Below are 17,913 nucleotides of genomic sequence, written 5' to 3'. Positions count from 1 at the left end.
ACGATGACCCGCCACGCCTCGCTGCCCGACGCCTCGCCATCGCCCGCCGCCTGCCCGCTGCCGCCCACCCGCCTGCGCTGGACCGCGCTGGCCGCGCCGGTGCGCTTCTATCCGCTGGCCGGCCGGCTGGCCCCTTGGTGCTTTGCGCTGGCGGCCGTGTGGCTCGCGGTGGGGCTCTGGCTCGGCTTTGTCGTCGCCCCCACCGACGCCCAGCAGGGCGAGGTCTACCGCATCATCTTCATCCACGTGCCGGCTGCGTGGATGTCGATGTTCATCTACCTGGTGATGGCCATCTACGGCGCGCTGTCGCTGGTGCTGCGCACGCGCCTGTCCGCGATGATGGCGTCGGCGCTGGCGCCCACGGGCGCCATGTTCACGTTCCTGGCGCTCTGGACCGGCGCGCTCTGGGGCAAGCCGACGTGGGGCACATGGTGGGTCTGGGACGCGCGGCTGACGTCCGAGCTGATCCTGCTGTTCCTCTACCTCGGCTTCCTGGCGCTGGAATCGGCCATCGACGAGCCGCGCCGCGCCGAGCGGGCCTGCGCGGTGCTGGCCGTGGTGGGCGTGGTGAACCTGCCGGTCATCTACTTCTCGGTGCAATGGTGGAACACGCTGCACCAGGGCGCGTCGGTGAGCCTGACGGCCGCGCCGACCATGGCCGCGACGATGCTGGCCGGCATGCTGGCGATGACGCTGGCCTGCTGGCTGTACACGATTGCCGTCGCGCTGGTGCGCGTGCGCTGCATCCTGCGCGAGCGCGGCGAAGTGGGGAGGCTGCGAGCATGAGCGGTCATACGGCGTACATCGTCGGCGCGTTCGGCGTGGCATTGGCCGCCATCGTGCTGGAACTGGGCTGGCTGGCGCGGCGGCGCCGGCGCGGCACGGCCGACGGGCGGAGCGACGCGCCATGATGACCGCGCGCCAGCGGCGCCTGGGCCTGCTGCTTGCCGCGCTGGTCTGCGGCAGCGTGGCGCTGGCGCTTGTGCTCAATGCGTTCCGGTCGAACCTGGTGTTCTTCTTCAGCCCCAGCCAGATTGCCGCGCAGGAGGCGCCCACCGCGCGGGCGTTCCGGCTGGGCGGGCTGGTGGCGCCCGGCTCCATCCGGCGCGAGGGCGAGAGCCTGACCATCCGCTTCATCGTCACCGATACGCGGCATACGGTGCCCGTGGTCTATCGCGGCCTGCTGCCGGACCTGTTCCGCGAAGGCAAGGGCGTGGTGGCGCGCGGCATGCTCGATGCCAGCGGCACGTTCGTGGCCAGCGAGGTGCTGGCCAAGCATGACGAGAACTACATGCCGCCGGAGGCCGCCGAGGCCCTGAAGCGGGCCGCCAACGACAGCGCCCCCGGCGCGAAGGCGCAGCGATGATCGTCGAACTGGGCCACTTCGCGCTGATCTGCGCGCTGCTCGCGGCGCTGGTGCAGGGCGTGCTGCCGCTGGCGGGCGCGCCGCGCGGCTTCGTGCCGTGGCTGGCGCTGGCGCGCCCGGCGGCGGTCATCCAGTGCGTGCTGGTGCTGGCCGCGTACCTGACGCTCACGTGGGCGTTCGTCGACAACGATTTCAGCGTGCGCTACGTGGCCGGCAACTCGAACAGCGCGCTGCCGCTGGTGTACCGGCTGGCCGCCGTCTGGGGCGGGCACGAGGGGTCGATGCTGCTCTGGACGCTGATGCTCGCGGGCTGGTCGCTGGCCGTGGCGCTGTGCAGCCGGCGCCTGCCGCTGGCGTTCGTGGCGCGCGTGCTGGGCGTGATGGGCGCGATCTCCACCGGGCTGCTGCTGTTCCTGCTGTTCGCGTCGAACCCGTTCGTGCGGCTGCTGCCGCGCGCGATGGAAGGCCGCGACCTCAACCCGCTGCTGCAGGACCCCGGCATGGTGTTCCATCCGCCGTTCCTCTACATGGGCTACGTGGGCTTTGCGGTGGCCTTTGCGTTCGCGCTGGCGGCGCTGCTGGAAGGCCGGCTGGACGCGGCGTGGGTGCGCTGGTCGCGGCCGTGGACCACGCTGGCGTGGGCGTTCCTGACCGTCGGCATCGCGCTGGGCAGCCTGTGGGCCTACTACGAGCTGGGCTGGGGCGGCTGGTGGTTCTGGGACCCGGTCGAGAACGCGTCGTTCATGCCGTGGCTGGCCGGCACGGCGCTGATCCACTCGCTGGCCGTTACCGAAAAACGCGGCGCGTTCCGCGCGTGGACCGCGCTGCTGGCCATCTTCACGTTCTCGCTGAGCCTGCTGGGCACGTTCCTGGTGCGCTCGGGCGTGCTCACGTCGGTCCACGCATTCGCGGTGGACCCACGGCGCGGCGTATTCATCCTGACGCTGCTGGCGCTGGTCACGGGCCTGGCGCTGGCGATCTTTGCGTGGCGCGCGCCGCAACTGCGGCGCGGCACCGCGTTCAGCCTGGCGTCGCGCGAGACGTTCCTGCTGGCCAACAACGTGCTGCTGGCCGTGGCGGCGTCGGCGGTGCTGCTCGGCACGCTCTATCCGCTGCTGCTCGATGTGATGGGCCTTGGCAAGGTGTCGGTGGGCCCGGCCTACTTCGAGCAGGTGTTCGTGCCGCTGATGGCGCCCGCCGTGCTGCTGATGGGCGCGGCGCCGCTGGCGCGCTGGCGCCGGGGCGACTGGCCGCCCGTGGCGAGGCGGCTGCGCTGGGCGGCCGTGGCCAGCGTGGTCATCGCGCTGGGCCTGCTGCTGGTGCTGCGCCACCGCTCCGCGCTGACCGGGTTGGGGCTGACGCTGGCGCTGTGGTGCATCGCCAGCGCGCTGGCCAGCCTGGCAGACCGGCTGCGGCACCGGCCCGGCTGGCTGGCGGCGCTGCGCCAGCTGCCGGCCGGCTACTGCGGCATGCTGCTGGCCCACGCGGGCGTGGGCGTGTTCATCGTCGGCGTGACGCTGGTAGGCAGCCAGGAGACCCTGCGCGAGCTGCCGATGCGGCCCGGCGACAGCGTGACAGTGAACGGCTACGCGTTCCGCTTCGACGGCGTGCTGCCCGTGGCCGGGCCGAACTACGAGGCGCTGCGCGCGGTGCTGACGGTGACGCGGGACGGCCGGCCCGTCACGACGCTGGGCACCGAGCGGCGCATCTACCGCAGCCAGGACATGCCCACCACCGAGGCCGCCATCGATACCGGCTTCACGCGCGACCTCTACGTGGCCGTGGGCGAGGCCGCCGGCGAGAAGACCTGGGCGGTGCGCATCTACGTCAAGCCGTTCGTGACATGGATCTGGGCCGGCTGCGGGCTGATGGCGCTGGGCGGACTGGTGGCCGCTGGCGACCGCCGCTACCGGGCGCGGCGGCGCGTGGCCGAAGTTGCGGACGTGGCCGGGGCCGATGACGGCCGGCTGGCGCCGCTCTCTCAGGCCAAGGCGGGACAACCGGTGCCGGGAGCCACGCCATGACCCGCTTCCTGCTGCCGCTGGCATTGTTCCTGGCAATCGTCCTGGCGCTGGGCGCCGGCCTGCGCCACGATCCGCGCGAGCTGCCGTCGGCGCTGGTCGGCAAACCCGCCCCGGCATTTGCGTTGCCGGTGCTGGCCGCGCGGGACGGGCCCCGGACGGTGACCACCGCGGACCTGCGCGGCAAGGTGTGGATTCTCAACGTCTGGGCGTCGTGGTGCGCGGCGTGCCGGTCCGAACATCCGCTGCTGGTCGACTTTGCGGCGCGCTCGCCGGTGCCGGTCTACGGCCTGAACTACAAGGACACGCCGCCCGCCGCGCTGGCGTGGCTGCGCGAGATGGGCGACCCCTACCGCCAGTCGCTGGTCGATGCCGATGGCCGCGCGGGTATCGACTTCGGCGTCTATGGCGTGCCCGAGACCTACGTGATCGACGCCCAGGGCGTGGTGCGCTACCGCCAGGTGGGCCCGCTCACGCGCGACGTGCTGGAGCATCGCATCCAGCCGCTGCTCGACCAGTTGCGCGGAGACGGCCATGCCTAGCCGCCGCTGGCACACGTTGCACACGTTGCGCACGTTGCTGGTGCTGCTGGCGGTGCTGGCGGGCCCGGCGCACGCCGCCGCGCCCGACCCCGCCCTGGACGCGCGCGTGCACGCGCTGGCGCAGCAGTTGCGCTGCATGGTCTGCCAGAACCAGACGCTGGCCGATTCCAACGCGCCGCTGGCCGTGGACCTGCGCGGGCAGATCCGCGCGCAGATGGCCCAGGGCGCCAGCGATATGGCGATCAAGGATTTCCTGGTCCAGCGCTACGGCGACTTCGTGCTCTACGATCCGCCGTTCAAGCCGGCCACGTGGGCGCTGTGGCTCGGCCCGTTCGTGCTGCTGGCCGGCATCGTGGCAATGCTGTGGCGGCGCCGGCGGGCCACGGCGACGGCCGCGCTGGCGGCGGGCGAGATCCTCCCGCCCCGGCCGGCAGAACCGCCACCGCCCCGCCGCGCCGGCGCGCGCTGGACGTCGGCCGCGCTGTGCCTGTGCCTGCCGCCGGCCGCGGCGGCGATCTACCTGCACCTGGGCAACCCGTCGGCGGTCTGGCAGCGGGCCGATGCGCACGACCTGTCCGGCGACACGCACGCGCCCCAGATCGGCCAGATCGAGGCCATGGTGGACCAGCTCGCGCGCCGGCTGCAGGCCAAGCCCGACGACGCCACGGGCTGGACCATGCTCGCGCGCTCGTACACGGTGCTCGAACGGTTCGACGATGCCGCCTCGGCCTACGCCCGGGCCATTGCGCTGGCGCCCGGCGTGGCCTCGCTCCATTCGGACTACGCCGACGTGCTGGCGAGCCTGGACGATGGATCGCTCGAAGGCCGGGCAATGACCGAGATTCGCGCCGCGCTGGCCCACGACCCGGAAGACCCGAAGGGCCTGGCGCTGGCGGCCAGCGCCGCCGCCCAGCGCGGCGACGTGGCACAGGCCATCGACTACTGGCAGCGGCTGTACCGGCTGCTGCCGCCCGATTCCCAGACTGCCACGCGCATCGCCGCCAATATCGCGGCGGCACAGGGCGCCGGGGCGCCGGCCAATGCCGCCACGCCGCGCTGAACCTGTAGCACAGCGCCACATCGTCCGTAATTCCTCACATCTGCGACGAAAAGGTTGCAGTTAGCGCATCCCGTTCCGGGAAACGCCTCGCCTTGTCTGCCGACAAGTGGCCCGAAAGTGAATGCCGCCACAATGCCGCAATTTGGGCGTCGGCCACAGTGACAGCGAAACGGAACAGGGAACGATACGCGCCGGAATGCGGCGCGACGGCAGGCAGCGAACCGCGGCACGGCCGTCTGGCGCTGGCCCTGCCGGTGCGGGCGCCCGAGGAATGCCGCCCCGCCCCGCCCGCCCGGCACGTCAGCACCACGCACCTGCGCCGCTTTGTGCTGCTGATGCAATACGAGTCCGCCGTGGCGGCCGAGCACTACACGGGCGTCCGGGCCGCGTCGATCCGCTATGCGGTGCAGCGGCTGGAGGAACGGCTGGGCACGGCGCTGTTCAACCGCTCCCCCTCGGCCATGTCGCCCACGGCCGCCGCCGATCGCCTGTATCCGTGTGCCGTGCGCCTGCTGGACATGTGGGACACGCTGACCGGCGGATCCGCGCACGACGCCCCGCAATCCCAGCGCTCTCCCCAGGCTCCGCAAGGCCCCGATGCCCCGGACGCCTGCGACGCCTCGCTGCCGCCCGGCCCCCTGTGGGAGTAACGGAAGCGGTCTGCCAGTGGCTGTCTGGCATCGGCCAGTCACCCTTCCATCGTAGAATGGCCAATTACTTGGCAACCCCGGGGTTCACCCATGGCCGATCGTGACGGTCTGCATCACAAGACATTCCTGCTGTTGCTGGCGATGGTCACCATCGCATTTTTCTGGATCCTGCTGCCGTTCTACGGCGCCGTGTTCTGGGGCGCCGTGCTGGCCATCATCTTCGCGCCGCTGCAACGGCGGCTGGTCAACACGCTGCGCGGCCGCACCAACGTGGCCGCGCTGCTGACCTTGATACTGGTACTGGTGCTGGTCATCCTGCCGGTCACGGTCATCACGATGTCGCTGATCCAGGAAGGCGTGAACCTGTACGACAGCATCCGCTCGGGCCAGATCAACTTCGGCCACTACTTCCAGGCCGCCGCCGACGCGCTGCCGCCGTTCGTGCGCGACATGCTGGCCCGCGCCAACCTGGCCAGCGTGTCCGACCTCAAGGACAAGCTCAGCGCCAGCGCGCTGGTGGCCAGCCAGGCCGTGGCCACCCGGGCGCTCAGCATCGGCCAGAACACGGCCCAGTTCATGATCGGCTTCGGCATCATGCTGTACCTGCTGTTCTTCCTGCTGCGCGACGGGCCCGTGCTGTCGCGCAAGCTGCGGCTGGCCGTGCCGCTCAGCGCCAGCCACAAGCAGCACCTGATCCAGAAGTTCACCACCGTCGTGCGCGCGACGGTCAAGGGCAATATCGCCGTGGCCGTGGTGCAGGGCGTGCTGGGCGGCGGCATCTTTGCCGTGCTCGGCATCCAGGGTGCGCTGCTGTGGGGCGTGGTGATGGCCTTCCTGTCGCTGCTGCCGGCCGTGGGCGCGGGGCTGATCTGGGCGCCGGTGGCGGTCTACTTCCTGCTGACCGGCGCCATCCTCAAGGGCTGCATCCTGATCGGCTTCGGCGTGCTGGTGATCGGCCTGGTGGACAACGTGCTGCGCCCCATCCTGGTCGGCAAGGACACGCAGATGCCGGACTACGTGGTGCTGATCTCCACGCTGGGCGGCATGGCGCTGTTCGGGCTGAACGGCTTTGTCATCGGCCCGCTGATCGCGGCGCTGTTCATCGCCTGCTGGGACCTCAACAACACCGAGGACCCGGCCGACCTGCACTGACCGGGGCGCCCGACCATGGACCGACTCCAGGCGATGAAGACGTTCGTGGCCGTCGTGGAATGCGGCGGCTTCACGCCGGCCGCGCGCCGGCTGGACGCGTCGCTGAGCGTGGTGAGCCGCATCGTCACCGACCTGGAGACCCACCTGGGCGTGCGGCTGCTGACGCGCACCACGCGCGTGGTGCGGCCCACGGCCACCGGCGCCGCCTACTACGAGAACTGCCGCCGCATCCTGGCCGAGATCGACGAGGCCGAACTGGCCGCCGCCGGCAGCCACGAGGCGCCGCGCGGGCGGCTGTCGATCACCGCGTCGGTGCTGTTCGGGCGCCGCTTCGTGACGCCGGTGGTGGTGGAATACCTGCGGCGCTACCCGGAGGTCGACGTCGACTGCCTGTTCATCGACCGCATCGTCAATTTCATCGACGAGGGGATCGACGTCGGCGTGCGGATTGGCGAGTTGCCGAGTTCGTCGCTGCAGGCCATCCCCGTGGGCCGCGTGCGGCGGGTGGTCTGCGCCGCGCCCGACTACCTGTCGCGCTACGGCACGCCGGGCTCGCCCGATGACCTGGCGGCCCATGCCGTGATCCAGACCACCGGCATCTCGACCGCGCCGGAGTGGCGCTTCCAGCACAACGGCGAGCCGATGCCGGTGCGGCTGGCCCCGCGCATGGCCACCACGACCAATGACTCGGCCATCGCCGCGGCCGTGTCCGGCTTCGGGCTGGTACGTGTGCTGTCCTACCAGATTGCCGACGAAGTGCGCGACGGCCGCCTGCGGATCGTGCTGGCCGACTTCGAGCCGCCGCCGCTGCCCATCCACATCATCCACCGCGAAGGCCGCCACGCGATGCACAAGGTGCGGGCCTTCATCGACCTGGCTGTCGATACGCTGCGCGGCACGGCGTCGCTGAACGGCGGCTGAGCGCCGCCCGGCCGCATTCTTCTGGAATCCACAAGAGTCCCTTCGGCGGCCGCCCGTTTTTCCGCCTGATCGGGCTGTCTATAGTCGATCCGTACCCGGCACAGCTTCTCCCTGCCGCAACAATCGACCCAGGACCCCCGACCATGAAGCTCTACGGACACCCGCTCTCCGGCCACGCCCACCGCGCCTGGCTGTACCTCTCGCTGCTCGGCCAGCCGGCCGAATGGGTCGACGTCGACCTGCTGGCCCGCGCCCAAAAGACGCCCGAATTCCTGGCCATGAACCCGTTCGGCCAGGTGCCGGTGCTGGTGGATGGCGACACGGTCGTCAACGATTCCAACGCGATCCTGGTCTACCTGAGCAAGAAGCTCGGCCGCACCGACTGGCTGCCGGAAGCGCCGGCCCAGGCCGCCGCCGTGCAGCGCTGGCTGTCGGTGGCTGCCGGCGACCTGGCGTTCGGGCCGGCCCGGGCGCGGCTGGTGACCGTGTTCAAGGCCCCGCTGGACAGCGAGGACGCCATCTCGCGTGCCCACATCCTGCTCAGGCGCATGGACGACGCGCTGGCCGCCACAGGGTGGATCGCCGCCGACCATCCGACCATTGCCGACGTGGCGCTCTACAGCTACACGGCCCGCGCGCCGGAAGGCTTCGTCGACCTTGCCGAGTATCCCAACGTGCGCCAATGGCTGGCCCGCGTGGAGGCGCTGCCGGGCTTCGTGCCGTTCCAGCAGACCGCCGTCGGCCTTGCCGCCTGAGCCTTAACCGTTCCGATTCGCCCCGTTGCCGAAGGAGCCCGCCATGACCCCGCATCCCGCCGCCCACGCCGCCATCCAGCCCGGTACGCCCTGGCATACCGGCGAACGCCAGCTCCAGGCCAGCATCGGCGTGGAGACGCGGCTGGCCGAGGTGGGGCCGCGCGTGGTGCGCGACTACATGCCGGACCAGCACCGCGACTTCTTTGCGATGCTGCCGTCGATCGTGATCGGCACGGTGGCGCCCGATGGCCGTCCGTGGGCCACGGTGCGCGCCGGCCAGCCGGGCTTCCTGCATTCGCCCGATCCGCGCCGGCTGGACGTGACACTGGTGCGCGACGCCGACGACCCGGCCGACGCGGGCATGGAGGACGGCAACGCCATCGGCCTGCTCGGCATCCAGCCGGCCACGCGGCGGCGCAACCGGATGAACGGCGCCGTGCATCGCGCCGACGCGGGGCATTTTCATGTGGCGGTGGGCCAGAGCTTTGGCAACTGCCCGCAGTACATCCAGAAACGGGCGCCGATCTTTATCCGCGACGCCGACACGCCGGCCCCGGTGGCACCCGAGGTGCTGGACGCGCTGGACCCCCGCGCGCGCACGCTGATCCGCCACGCCGACTCGTTCTTCGTGGCGACCTATGTCGACCTGCCGGATGGCCAGCGCCAGGTGGATGTGTCGCACCGTGGCGGCAAGCCCGGCTTTGTCCGCGTGGACGACGACGGCGGCCTGACCATCCCGGACTTCGCCGGCAATACGTTCTTCAACACGCTGGGGAATATCGTGGCCAACCCGGTGGCCGGGCTGGTATTCGTCAGCTACGCAACGGGCGACCTGCTGCAGATGACCGGCCGCGCCGAGGTACTGACCGATTCGCCGGACATCGCCCGCTTCGAGGGCGCCCAGCGGCTGTGGCGCTTTGTGCCGGAACAGGTCGTCCGCCGCGATTCGGCGCTGCCGCTGCGCTGGGACATCGACCCGGACGGCGCGTCACCGCAGGCGCTGGCGACGGGGAGCTGGGGTTGAGGGGTGGGCGGATTGGCTGGCGGGGGTACTGGCGGGGACACGTCGCAAATTGCACCTCGGTGCCCTCTCCCCCGGCCCCTCTCCCGCGGGCGGGAGAGGGGAGGAAAAGCTGTCGCGGTCTCACCCGCCTGTCGCTTCCCGCACCGCCCCGGCCACCCAGTGCGCCAGCATCCGCAGCGCGGTGAGGTCCTCGGCGGTCCACGTCTCCACCGCAGCCAGGTAGTTGAACGTGCCGATCACCGTGCCGCCGTGGCACAGCGGCACGTTGACCACGCCGTTCAGGCCCAGGTTGCGGATGGTGCCGATGTCGTCGAACACGGCGGCCAGGGCCGTGTCGCCTTCGCCGACGAAGACTTCGCCGCGTTCCAGCAGCTGGCGGGTCCAGGCGGTGTCGCCCTTGACCTTCTTGCCGCCCACCGGGTACGCGGCCGGGTCCGACGACCAGAGCCGGCGGATTTCGCGGGTCGGCACGTCCCAGGCGTTGATGGTCAGCAGGCCGGGCCCGACGATGTCGAGCGTGGCCTGGCCCACCGCGTCCATGACGGCCTGCGGCGTGGCGGCCGCGCGCAGGCGGTCGAACAGCGGGTGCAGGTGCGCCTGCCAGTGGCCCAGCGTATCCACGCTTTCCATCCTCATTCCCCGTGGATGCCCAGGTCCTTGATCAGCTTGCCGTAGCGGTCCGCGTCGCGGCGCAGGATCTTGCCGAATTCCTGCGGCGTCGACGTGGCCGTTTCCACGCCGATGGCATCCATCTTGGCCTTGACCTCGGGCAGCGTCATCACGCGGTTGATCTCGCGGTTCAGGCGCGCCACCAGGTCGGCGGGCATGTTCTTCGGGCCGAAGGCGCCGTACCAGACCGACAGCTCGTAGCCGGGAATGGTCTCGCCGACGGTCGGCACGTTGGGCAGCAGCGGCGAGCGCTTGGCCTCCGTCACGGCCAGCAGCTTCAGCTTGCCGCCCTTCACGTGCGGCAGCGTCTGCGTGCCGGCCGAGAACAGCAACTGGGTCTGCCCCGCCACGGTGTCCACCACGGCCGGGGCGCCGCCCTTGTACGGCACGTGCAGCATCTGCACGCCGGCCATCTTCTCGAACAGCACGGCGCTCAGGTGGTTGGTGGAGCCCGGGCCGGCGCTGGCGTAGGCCAGCTTGCCGGGGTTGGCCTTGGCGTAGGCGATCAGTTCCTTGACGTTGCTGGCCGGCACCGACGGATTCACTACCATCGTGTTGGTCACGTAGGCCAGCAGGCCCAGCGGCGTGAAGTCGTCCACGCCCTTGAACGGCATGTTGGCCATCAGCGCCGGGTTCATCGCGTGCGTGCTCATCGAGCCGATCAGCAGCGTGTAGCCGTCCGGCTGCGCGCGCGCGACCATGGCCGAGCCGATGTTGCCCGACGCACCGGGCTTGTTGTCGACGATCACCGGCTGGCCCAGCGACTTCGTCAGGTGCTCGGACAGCACGCGCGCCAGGATGTCGGTGGACCCGCCGGCGGCCCAGGGCACGATCAGCGTGACGGGCTTGGCCGGATAGGCGTCGGCGGCACCGGCGTGGCCGGCGAACGACATCGCCAGTGCGGCGGCACCGCACAGCAGGCTCTTGAATACGGACCTCATGATGCAACTCCCCTTCTGTCTTCGGACTTCTCGATGTAATCGGGCTTTAGCGGCCCACTGCGTAACCCTGCATGCCGCGCGCGTTGGCGCCGGCGCGCAGCACCCGCCGGCCGCGCGCATCGCGCTCGCGCGTGCAGGCCGACATGCGGCCTTCCGACCAGTCTTCACCCACGCGAACTTCGTGCCCGCGCGCGCGTAGCGCGTCCACGGTGGCAGCCGGGAAGCGCGATTCGACGGTAATGCGGTTCAGCGTCGTCTGGCGCGGCCAGAACGACTGCGGGAAATGGTCGATATGCCACGCGGGCGCGTCGATCGCCTCCTGCAGGTTCATGCCGTGCACCGCGTGGCGCATGAAGAACGCCAGCGACCACTGGTCCTGCTGGTCGCCGCCGGGCGTGCCGAAGACCATGTACGGCTCGCCGTCGCGCAGGCACAGCGACGGCGACAACGTGGTGCACGGGCGCTTTCCCGGTGCCAGCGTGTTGGGCAGCCCCGGTTCCAGCCACGTCATCTGCAGCCGCGTGTTCAGCGCGAAACCCAGCGACGGGATGGTCGGGCTCGACGACAGCCAGCCGCCCGACGGCGTGGCCGCCACCATGTTGCCGTGGCGGTCGATCACGTCGATGTGGCAGGTATCGCCGACAAAGACCTCGCGCTCGGCCCATTCGCTGACCGGCGGCAGCGCGGCAAACGTGGGCTCGCCGATGCCGAAGCGCGTGTCGGCCACGGCCAGCGTGCGCTCGGCCACGCCAAGGTCCGGCATGCGCGGCGCCAGGCCGCCCAGCGCGCCGGGCAGCATCGCCGTCGACGCCTGGTCGCCGATCAGCGCGGCGCGCGCGGCCAGGTACTGCGGGTCCAGCAGCGCGCGCAGGCGGCTGTCGGTGAACAGCGGATCGCCGTACCACGCGGTGCGGTCGGCCATCGCCAGCTTGGCGGCCTCGGCAATCTTGTGCACGAATTCGGGCGACGTGGGGGCGTGGGCGTCCAGCCCGGCGTGGCGCAGCATGCCAAGCTGCTGCAGGAACATCGGCCCCTGGCTCCAGATGTCGCACTTGGCCACCGCGTAGCGGCCAAAGTCCAGCGAGACCGGCGCCTCGACCGTGGGCGTCCAGCCCGCCAGGTCGTCGTAGCGCAGCAGGCCGGTGTGCTTTTCGCCCGTGGTGTCGCGCACGGGGGTGTCGCGGCAGTAGGCGTCGATGGCTTCGGCCACGAAGCCGCGGTACCAGCACTGCATCGCGGCGTCGATCTGGCCGGTGCGGCTGTCGCTGGCGGCCATGGCGGTCTCCACCACGCGCGTGTAGGTATCGGCCAGCACCGGCAGCGTGTGCAGCGCGCCGGGGCGCGGCACCTTGCCGTCGGGCAGCCAGGTATCGGCCGAGCTGTGCCATTCGTCGCGGAACAGCGACTCGACGGCCAGGATGGCCTGCGAGATACGCGGCACCAGCGGAAAGCCGTTGCGCGCGTAGCCGATGGCGGGCGCCAGCACGTCGGCCACCGACCACGTGCCGTGGTCGCGCAGCATCGTCAGCCATGCGCCGAACGCGCCGGGCACCGTGGCGGGCATCAGGCCGATGCCGGGCATCAGTTCCATGCCCTGGCGGCGCAGTGCCTCGGGGTCCGCCAGCGCCGGGGCCGGGCCCTGGCCGCAGACCGCGCGCACGGCGCGGTCCTTTTCGCTCCAGAACAGGATCGGCACCTCGCCGCCGGGGCCGTTCAGGTGCGGCTCCACCACCTGCAGCACGAAGCCCGCCGCCACCGCCGCGTCGAAGGCATTGCCGCCGCGTTCCAGCACGCCCATCGCCGTCTGCGTGGCCAGCCAGTGGGTGGAAGCGGCGACGCCGAAGGTGCCGACGATCTCGGGGCGTGTCGTGAACATGGGGTAATGACTCCTTTTGCAGGCATGTGCAACGTGATTCGAGTATAGGCAGCCGGGATAACTGCCAACATCGAATTTCTTATCGTTGTATTACCATCCGGTTATACCTGCCCCGGACCTGCCTTTCCCATGCCGATTGCCACCGACAAGCTGCTGCACCAGATCGTGTCTCGCCTGCGCCTGCGTCATTTGCCGCTGCTGCTGGCGCTGGAGCGCCAGCGCTCGGTGTCTCGCGTGGCGGCCGAGCTGAATCTGTCCCAGCCGGCGGTGACCAAGGCACTGCGCGAGATCGAGGACATCTTCATGACGCCGCTGTTTACGCGCACGCGCAACGGGCTGGAGCCCACCGCCACGGGCGCGGCCGTGCTGACCCACGCCCGGATGACAATGGCCGACGCCGAGGCGCTGGGCCGCCAGCTGGCCGTGATCGAGGCCGGCAAGCGCGGCCGGCTGCGGCTGGGCGTGATTCCGTACACGGCGCGGGCGGTGCTGGACGCGGCGCTGGCCTATGCGCTGGACCAGTCGCCGCGCCTGACCGTGCTGGTGCGCGAGGGGACCACCGACGAACTGGTGGGCGCGCTGCGGCAGCACGAACTCGACTGCGCCATCGCCCGGTCGTTCTACCTGGCCGGCGAGGACATCGCCCAGCAACCGCTCTACCGCGAAGAGCCGGTGCTCGTGGTACCGTCGCGGGCCAAGGCGCGGCTGGCGCGCGGCGGGCTGGACTGGAAGCGGCTGGCCGAACTCGACTGGATACTGCCGCCGCCGCACACCCCGGTGCGCCGCACGATCAATACGATGTTCGCGGTGGCCGGCGTGGCGCCGCCGCTGCCGATTGTGGAGACCTACTCGGTCAAGCCGATGGCCACGCTGCTGCGCAGCCAGCCCGACGCCATCACCATCGTGCCGCGCGCCGTGGCCGCCGAACTGATCGAACTGGGCGACGCCGCCGCACTACCGTTCTCGCTGAGCTGGGACCTGCCGCCCGTGGGCGTGATGTGGCGCCGGGAGTCGGAAGCCAATGAACTGGTGCTGCCGCTGGTGGCGGCGCTGCAGCGGGCGGTCAGTTGATGGCGCCTGCCTGCTTCCGGTTTGCGCACCCAATGCCAGACGCCGCTTGATAGAAGCCACAACCCTATGAAAACCATCGCCCTCTACCTGCTGACCGCGCTGGCCGAAATCCTCGGCTGCTACCTGCCCTACCTCTGGCTGCGGCAGCACGGCAGCCCCTGGCTGCTGATTCCCGGCGCCATCTCGCTGGCCGTCTTTGCCTGGCTGCTGACGCTGCACCCGGACGCCTCCGGCCGGGTCTACGCCGCCTACGGCGGTATCTATATAGCAGTGGCCATCGGCTGGCTCTGGCTCGTCGACGGCCTGCGGCCAACGGTCTGGGATGTGACAGGTGTCACAATCGCCGTCGCCGGCATGGCCGTGATCGTCTTTCAGCCGCGTTAAATGGGCGCCGAAGGCGGTTTAATCGCCACCTCCCGCTGACAAAAACCGTCACCAGGTGTTTCTTAAGTCGCTCCCTCCCAGAGTGGGGTGACAACTTTTGACAGATACATCTGGTTACAGGTGACAAGAATTCTCACATTTCTACGAATTCTGGCCGGTTTCAGGGCTGGCACACCTGTTGCTCTCTATGCACCCGACAGCAACTGCTGTTTCCAAATTAATCAAAGGGGTCAATTCCATGAAAAAAGCACGGATGGGAATCCAACGGGTCCAGAAGGGTTTCACGCTGATCGAACTGATGATCGTGGTCGCGATCATCGGTATCCTGGCTGCTATTGCGATTCCGCAATATCAGGATTACACCAAGCGAGCGCGCGTCACGGAAGGTCTCGGTCTGGCTTCGTCGGCTAAGACGGCTGTGACCGAGACTTACCAGAGCCGCGGTCCGGTCGCGATGACTGCGGCCACCGGCTGGGTTGCTCCGAATGCGACTCCGAATGTTACCAGCGTCGCGATTGCGGACACGGGGGTCATCACCGTAACGTACACGGCCGTGGCTGCCGCAGCCGCAGGCCAGACCGTAATCTTTACGCCGGTAAGCACGGCTGGCGCAACTACGGACCTTAGCACCGCGGCCACGTGGGATGGGCAATGGACCTGCACCGGCGGTACGCTGCCTGCAAACCTGCGCCCAGCAAACTGCCGCGCCTAAGCCAGTAATGATCGAAAAGCCCCGGACTTTCCCCGGGGCTTTTCTTTCTCCCACTTGCGTCTATGGCGGTTCGAATCGCCTTACCGCTGCCGCCTCAAATACCTTATCAAATCCTCCGACGCATCTTCCTCCCCCGACACAACCTTGTCCGGCGACTTGACGAAAGCTTGCAGCGTTTCATCGGTCGATGACAGAGCGAACTCGTAGGCAAAGTGGCGCCGCGCGGCGCCGTTTTATGTAACAGCATGTGAGGCTGTGCAGTGGAAGGCGTACTGTACACCGGGCGCTGAAAGGGCGGCTTTTATACTGCCGGGCCGGTCAACCACCGCGCCCCCCCTCATGCGCAGAATCATCTGGCTCGTCATGAGCCTTGTCATTGCCGCACTGCTCCAGGTGCCGGCATTCGCCGCCGATCCGGCCTCCGAGGCCGAAGCGCAGCAAGTCCCCGTCCTGACCCACGCCGAAGCCGTTGCCGAACTGAAGCGCCTGCAATCCGAGCAGGATCGTGTGAAGCAGCAGGCATCCAGCGCGTCGGGCAATACCAAGCTTGGCGACCTCAACGACGCCCTGAAGACGCTCGACGAGGATGTCGACAGGCTGACCGCGTCGCTGACGCCGCAGCGCGCCCAGGTGCAGGCCCAGGTGGACCTGCTGGGCCCGCCGCCCGAAGCCGGTACCACCAAGGAAGCGCCGGCCGTGGTCAGGCAGCGCGCCGAGCTGAAGGCCCGCGTGGCGCAGCTCGATGACGAACTGAAGCAGGCGGCCGACAGCAAGGACAACATCGCCCACCTGCAGGACCAGTTGGCCAAGCTTCAGCGCAGCCGGCTCAAGGACCAACTGGCGCTGCGTTCGGACAGCATCCTGAATCCGGCCTTCTGGACGCCGCTGTTCAAGGTGTCCGACGAAGACAAGGAACGGCTGGGCAACTTCACCGACGACATCGGGCCGATGATCCGCGACGCCTGGCACCCGTCCAACCGCGGCAAGACGCTGATCCTGCTGGCCGTGGCGCTGGCCGTCTGGTCGCTGGGCCGGCGGCTGCTGGAACGCGGGCTGGCGTGGTTCTGCCTGACGCAGCTCCCCGAGACCCGCCTGCGCCGCAGTGCGCTGGCGCTGGCCACGGCGCTGACCACGGTCGTCACTACCGCCTTCGCCGTGCGCATCGTCTATGCGGCGTTCACGGGCGGCGAGGAGATCGCGCCGGCGCTGCAGGACCTGATGAACGAGATTGCCAAGCTGACGATGACCAGCGCGCTGATCGCCGGCCTGGGACGTGCATTGCTGTGCACCCGGCATCCGAGCTGGCGGCTGCCCGCGCTGGCCGATCCCGTGGCGCTGGCGATGAAGCCGTTCCCGACCGTGCTGGCCGGCCTGCTGCTGCTGGCGGGCACGCTGGAGCAGCTCAATCGCATGGCCGACACCACGGTGCAGGTCACGTTGCTGGGCCGGGGGCTGGTGTCGCTGGTGGTGGTGCTGACGATTGGCGCGGCGCTGCTGCGCGCCAACAAGGTCCGCAGCGAACTGGTGGCGGCCGGCGAGCGGCCCGAGGAACGCGCCACGCTGGCCGGGCTGATCCACGCCGCCGTCACGGTAATCGTGGCGGTGTCGTTCGTGGCGCTGCTGATCGGCTACATCAGCTTTGCGCGATTCCTGACCTACGAGCTGGTCTGGTTCGACATCGTGCTGTGCAGCCTGTATCTGCTGACCCAGCTCACGCGCGACGTCTGCGAGGCGCTGTTCTCGGCCAACCACCGCAGCGGGCGCATCATCAAGCAGTTGTTCGGGGTGGGCGACAGCCATCTGGAGCAGGTGTCGACCGTGCTGTCCGGCCTGGGCGCCAGCGTGCTGTTGCTGCTGGCCGTGCTGGCGCTGCTGACCGGCGGCTTCGGCACCACGCCGGCAGACCTGCTGAACAGCCTGCTGACCGTGCTGGGCGGCGAGAAGCTGCGCAGCATGAACATCATGCCGGACCGCATCCTGAACGCCGTGATCGCGCTGATCGTCGGCATCTGGCTGCTGCGCACCGTGCGCCGCTGGCTGGACGCGGAACTGCTGCCCAAGCTGTGCTCGGAGCCCGGCCTGCGCGCGTCGCTGATCACGCTGTTCAGCAACGTCGGCTACGTGCTGCTGGTGCTGCTGACGCTGTCGCTGCTGGGCGTGACGTGGGAAAACCTGGCGTGGATTGTCAGCGCGCTGTCGGTCGGTATCGGCTTTGGCCTGCAGGAAATCGTCAAGAACTTCGTGTCCGGCCTGATCCTGCTGACCGAGCGCCCGGTCAAGGTGGGCGACATGGTCAGCCTGGCCGGCGTGGAGGGCGACATCCGCCGCATCAACGTGCGGGCGACGGAAATCCAGCTTGGCGACCGCTCCACGGTGATCGTGCCGAACTCGCAGCTCATCTCGCAGAACGTGCGCAACGTGACGATGAGCAACAGCACGCAGGGGGTGGCGACGCTGCAGCTCACCTTCCCGCTCAACACCGACCCCGAGGCGGTGCGCGACCTGCTGCTCGACGTGTACCGCGAGAACGACACCATCCTCGACATCCCGGCGCCGTCGGTCACGTTCAGCCAGTTGGCGCCGAATGGCATCACGCTGAGCGTAACGGGCTACGTGTCCAGCCCGCGCATCGCGGCCGGCACCAAGAGCGACCTGCTGTTCGATATCCTCAAGCGGCTGCGGGCGGCCAATATCTCGCTGTCCGAGCCGCAGACGCTGCGGGTGGAGAACATGGCGGCCGCGCTGGGCACCTGAGCGCGCGGCCCGGCG

The 17,913-nt window shown here is 69.6% G+C and carries 18 protein-coding genes; 15 read left to right on the top strand and 3 right to left on the bottom strand.

The annotated features are described in order from the left end of the window. The first annotated feature begins 3 nt into the window (after nucleotides 1-3). From QTN24_RS21145 to QTN24_RS21095, 11 genes are all read left to right on the top strand, one after another. Entirely contained in the window at nucleotides 4-786 is a 783-nt protein-coding gene (locus QTN24_RS21145) for a heme ABC transporter permease (protein ID WP_313839556.1), read from the top strand. Then, a complete protein-coding gene (gene ccmD, locus QTN24_RS21140) occupies nucleotides 783-911 on the top strand; it encodes a heme exporter protein CcmD (protein WP_124685423.1) in 129 nt (42 codons plus the stop codon). The genes QTN24_RS21145 and ccmD overlap by 4 nt, the downstream gene beginning before the upstream one ends. Continuing rightward, nucleotides 911-1,366: a cytochrome c maturation protein CcmE gene (ccmE, locus tag QTN24_RS21135; RefSeq protein WP_124686681.1), complete on the top strand. Its 456-nt coding sequence runs from the start codon at nucleotides 911-913 to the stop codon at nucleotides 1,364-1,366. The genes ccmD and ccmE overlap by 1 nt, the downstream gene beginning before the upstream one ends. Continuing rightward, the gene (locus QTN24_RS21130) at nucleotides 1,363-3,390 is read left to right on the top strand and encodes a heme lyase CcmF/NrfE family subunit (RefSeq protein ID WP_313839555.1); all 2,028 of its coding nucleotides are present in this window, start codon (nucleotides 1,363-1,365) and stop codon (nucleotides 3,388-3,390) included. The genes ccmE and QTN24_RS21130 overlap by 4 nt, the downstream gene beginning before the upstream one ends. Continuing rightward, nucleotides 3,387-3,929 carry a DsbE family thiol:disulfide interchange protein gene (locus QTN24_RS21125; RefSeq protein ID WP_313839554.1) on the top strand — a complete coding sequence of 181 codons (543 nt, stop codon included), beginning with the start codon at nucleotides 3,387-3,389 and terminating at the stop codon, nucleotides 3,927-3,929. The genes QTN24_RS21130 and QTN24_RS21125 overlap by 4 nt, the downstream gene beginning before the upstream one ends. Beyond that, entirely contained in the window at nucleotides 3,922-4,989 is a 1,068-nt protein-coding gene (locus tag QTN24_RS24955; RefSeq protein WP_409559067.1) for a cytochrome c-type biogenesis protein CcmH, read from the top strand. The genes QTN24_RS21125 and QTN24_RS24955 overlap by 8 nt, the downstream gene beginning before the upstream one ends. Nucleotides 4,990-5,147: 158 nt before the next feature. Next, nucleotides 5,148-5,639, top strand: a complete 492-nt coding sequence (locus QTN24_RS21115) for a LysR family transcriptional regulator (RefSeq protein ID WP_313839553.1) — start codon at nucleotides 5,148-5,150, stop codon at nucleotides 5,637-5,639. A gap of 90 nt (nucleotides 5,640-5,729) precedes the next feature. After that, a complete protein-coding gene (locus QTN24_RS21110; RefSeq protein WP_313839552.1) occupies nucleotides 5,730-6,791 on the top strand; it encodes an AI-2E family transporter in 1,062 nt (353 codons plus the stop codon). Nucleotides 6,792-6,806: 15 nt separating this feature from the next. After that, nucleotides 6,807-7,712 (top strand): LysR family transcriptional regulator, encoded by a 906-nt coding sequence (locus tag QTN24_RS21105; RefSeq protein ID WP_313839551.1) that lies wholly within the window; start codon nucleotides 6,807-6,809, stop codon nucleotides 7,710-7,712. Nucleotides 7,713-7,855: 143 nt separating this feature from the next. Continuing rightward, the gene (locus tag QTN24_RS21100) at nucleotides 7,856-8,467 is read left to right on the top strand and encodes a glutathione S-transferase (RefSeq protein ID WP_313839549.1); all 612 of its coding nucleotides are present in this window, start codon (nucleotides 7,856-7,858) and stop codon (nucleotides 8,465-8,467) included. A gap of 43 nt (nucleotides 8,468-8,510) precedes the next feature. After that, nucleotides 8,511-9,491 (top strand): pyridoxamine 5'-phosphate oxidase family protein, encoded by a 981-nt coding sequence (locus tag QTN24_RS21095; RefSeq protein WP_313839547.1) that lies wholly within the window; start codon nucleotides 8,511-8,513, stop codon nucleotides 9,489-9,491. Between the two features lie 120 nt (nucleotides 9,492-9,611). Here the strand turns inward: QTN24_RS21095 and QTN24_RS21090 are convergent, their stop codons facing one another. From QTN24_RS21090 to QTN24_RS21080, 3 genes are read right to left on the bottom strand one after another with little or no spacing between them, the layout of a single operon-like run. Beyond that, the gene (locus QTN24_RS21090) at nucleotides 9,612-10,127 is read right to left on the bottom strand and encodes a GAF domain-containing protein (RefSeq protein WP_409559066.1); all 516 of its coding nucleotides are present in this window, start codon (nucleotides 10,125-10,127) and stop codon (nucleotides 9,612-9,614) included. Further along, nucleotides 10,124-11,101 (bottom strand): Bug family tripartite tricarboxylate transporter substrate binding protein, encoded by a 978-nt coding sequence (locus QTN24_RS21085; RefSeq protein WP_124685433.1) that lies wholly within the window; start codon nucleotides 11,099-11,101, stop codon nucleotides 10,124-10,126. The genes QTN24_RS21090 and QTN24_RS21085 overlap by 4 nt, the downstream gene beginning before the upstream one ends. Before the next feature lie 46 nt (nucleotides 11,102-11,147). After that, nucleotides 11,148-12,977, bottom strand: coding sequence for a gamma-glutamyltransferase family protein (locus QTN24_RS21080; RefSeq protein ID WP_313839542.1), 1,830 nt, complete (start codon nucleotides 12,975-12,977; stop codon nucleotides 11,148-11,150). A 129-nt stretch (nucleotides 12,978-13,106) separates the two neighbouring features. On the opposite strand from QTN24_RS21080, the gene QTN24_RS21075 reads away from it, so the two are divergent. The 4 genes from QTN24_RS21075 to QTN24_RS21060 all read left to right on the top strand — a co-directional run bounded on the left by QTN24_RS21075 (nucleotide 13,107) and on the right by QTN24_RS21060 (nucleotide 17,898). After that, entirely contained in the window at nucleotides 13,107-14,048 is a 942-nt protein-coding gene (locus QTN24_RS21075) for a LysR substrate-binding domain-containing protein (RefSeq protein ID WP_124685435.1), read from the top strand. Between the two features lie 66 nt (nucleotides 14,049-14,114). After that, complete coding sequence (locus QTN24_RS21070) at nucleotides 14,115-14,432, top strand: YnfA family protein (RefSeq protein ID WP_124685436.1); 318 nt, start codon at nucleotides 14,115-14,117, stop codon at nucleotides 14,430-14,432. A 238-nt stretch (nucleotides 14,433-14,670) separates the two neighbouring features. Beyond that, nucleotides 14,671-15,144: a pilin gene (locus QTN24_RS21065; protein WP_313839541.1), complete on the top strand. Its 474-nt coding sequence runs from the start codon at nucleotides 14,671-14,673 to the stop codon at nucleotides 15,142-15,144. A gap of 339 nt (nucleotides 15,145-15,483) precedes the next feature. Next, nucleotides 15,484-17,898 (top strand): DUF3772 domain-containing protein, encoded by a 2,415-nt coding sequence (locus tag QTN24_RS21060; protein WP_313839540.1) that lies wholly within the window; start codon nucleotides 15,484-15,486, stop codon nucleotides 17,896-17,898. The last annotated feature ends 15 nt before the right edge of the window (nucleotides 17,899-17,913 follow it).

This window comes from Cupriavidus sp. SZY C1, from assembly GCF_032190535.1.
Lineage (GTDB): Bacteria > Pseudomonadota > Gammaproteobacteria > Burkholderiales > Burkholderiaceae > Cupriavidus > Cupriavidus pauculus_C.
The sequence above is the reverse complement of the archived record's forward strand: the minus strand, read 5'-3'. Positions and strand labels throughout refer to the sequence as shown.

Bases quoted from the DNA above. Each gene is read 5' to 3' on its own strand.
- QTN24_RS21085 (WP_124685433.1), bottom strand. From the start codon at position 11,101: ATGAGGTCCGTATTCAAGAGCCTGCTGTGCGGTGCCGCCGCACTGGCG.
- QTN24_RS24955 (WP_409559067.1), top strand. From the start codon at position 3,922: ATGCCTAGCCGCCGCTGGCACACGTTGCACACGTTGCGCACGTTGCTG.
- QTN24_RS21110 (WP_313839552.1), top strand. From the start codon at position 5,730: ATGGCCGATCGTGACGGTCTGCATCACAAGACATTCCTGCTGTTGCTG.
- QTN24_RS21100 (WP_313839549.1), top strand. From the start codon at position 7,856: ATGAAGCTCTACGGACACCCGCTCTCCGGCCACGCCCACCGCGCCTGG.
- QTN24_RS21065 (WP_313839541.1), top strand. From the start codon at position 14,671: ATGAAAAAAGCACGGATGGGAATCCAACGGGTCCAGAAGGGTTTCACG.
- QTN24_RS21060 (WP_313839540.1), top strand. From the start codon at position 15,484: ATGCGCAGAATCATCTGGCTCGTCATGAGCCTTGTCATTGCCGCACTG.
- QTN24_RS21145 (WP_313839556.1), top strand. From the start codon at position 4: ATGACCCGCCACGCCTCGCTGCCCGACGCCTCGCCATCGCCCGCCGCC.
- QTN24_RS21080 (WP_313839542.1), bottom strand. From the start codon at position 12,977: ATGTTCACGACACGCCCCGAGATCGTCGGCACCTTCGGCGTCGCCGCT.
- ccmE (WP_124686681.1), top strand. From the start codon at position 911: ATGACCGCGCGCCAGCGGCGCCTGGGCCTGCTGCTTGCCGCGCTGGTC.
- QTN24_RS21070 (WP_124685436.1), top strand. From the start codon at position 14,115: ATGAAAACCATCGCCCTCTACCTGCTGACCGCGCTGGCCGAAATCCTC.
- QTN24_RS21090 (WP_409559066.1), bottom strand. From the start codon at position 10,127: ATGAGGATGGAAAGCGTGGATACGCTGGGCCACTGGCAGGCGCACCTG.
- QTN24_RS21075 (WP_124685435.1), top strand. From the start codon at position 13,107: ATGCCGATTGCCACCGACAAGCTGCTGCACCAGATCGTGTCTCGCCTG.
- ccmD (WP_124685423.1), top strand. From the start codon at position 783: ATGAGCGGTCATACGGCGTACATCGTCGGCGCGTTCGGCGTGGCATTG.
- QTN24_RS21130 (WP_313839555.1), top strand. From the start codon at position 1,363: ATGATCGTCGAACTGGGCCACTTCGCGCTGATCTGCGCGCTGCTCGCG.
- QTN24_RS21095 (WP_313839547.1), top strand. From the start codon at position 8,511: ATGACCCCGCATCCCGCCGCCCACGCCGCCATCCAGCCCGGTACGCCC.
- QTN24_RS21105 (WP_313839551.1), top strand. From the start codon at position 6,807: ATGGACCGACTCCAGGCGATGAAGACGTTCGTGGCCGTCGTGGAATGC.
- QTN24_RS21125 (WP_313839554.1), top strand. From the start codon at position 3,387: ATGACCCGCTTCCTGCTGCCGCTGGCATTGTTCCTGGCAATCGTCCTG.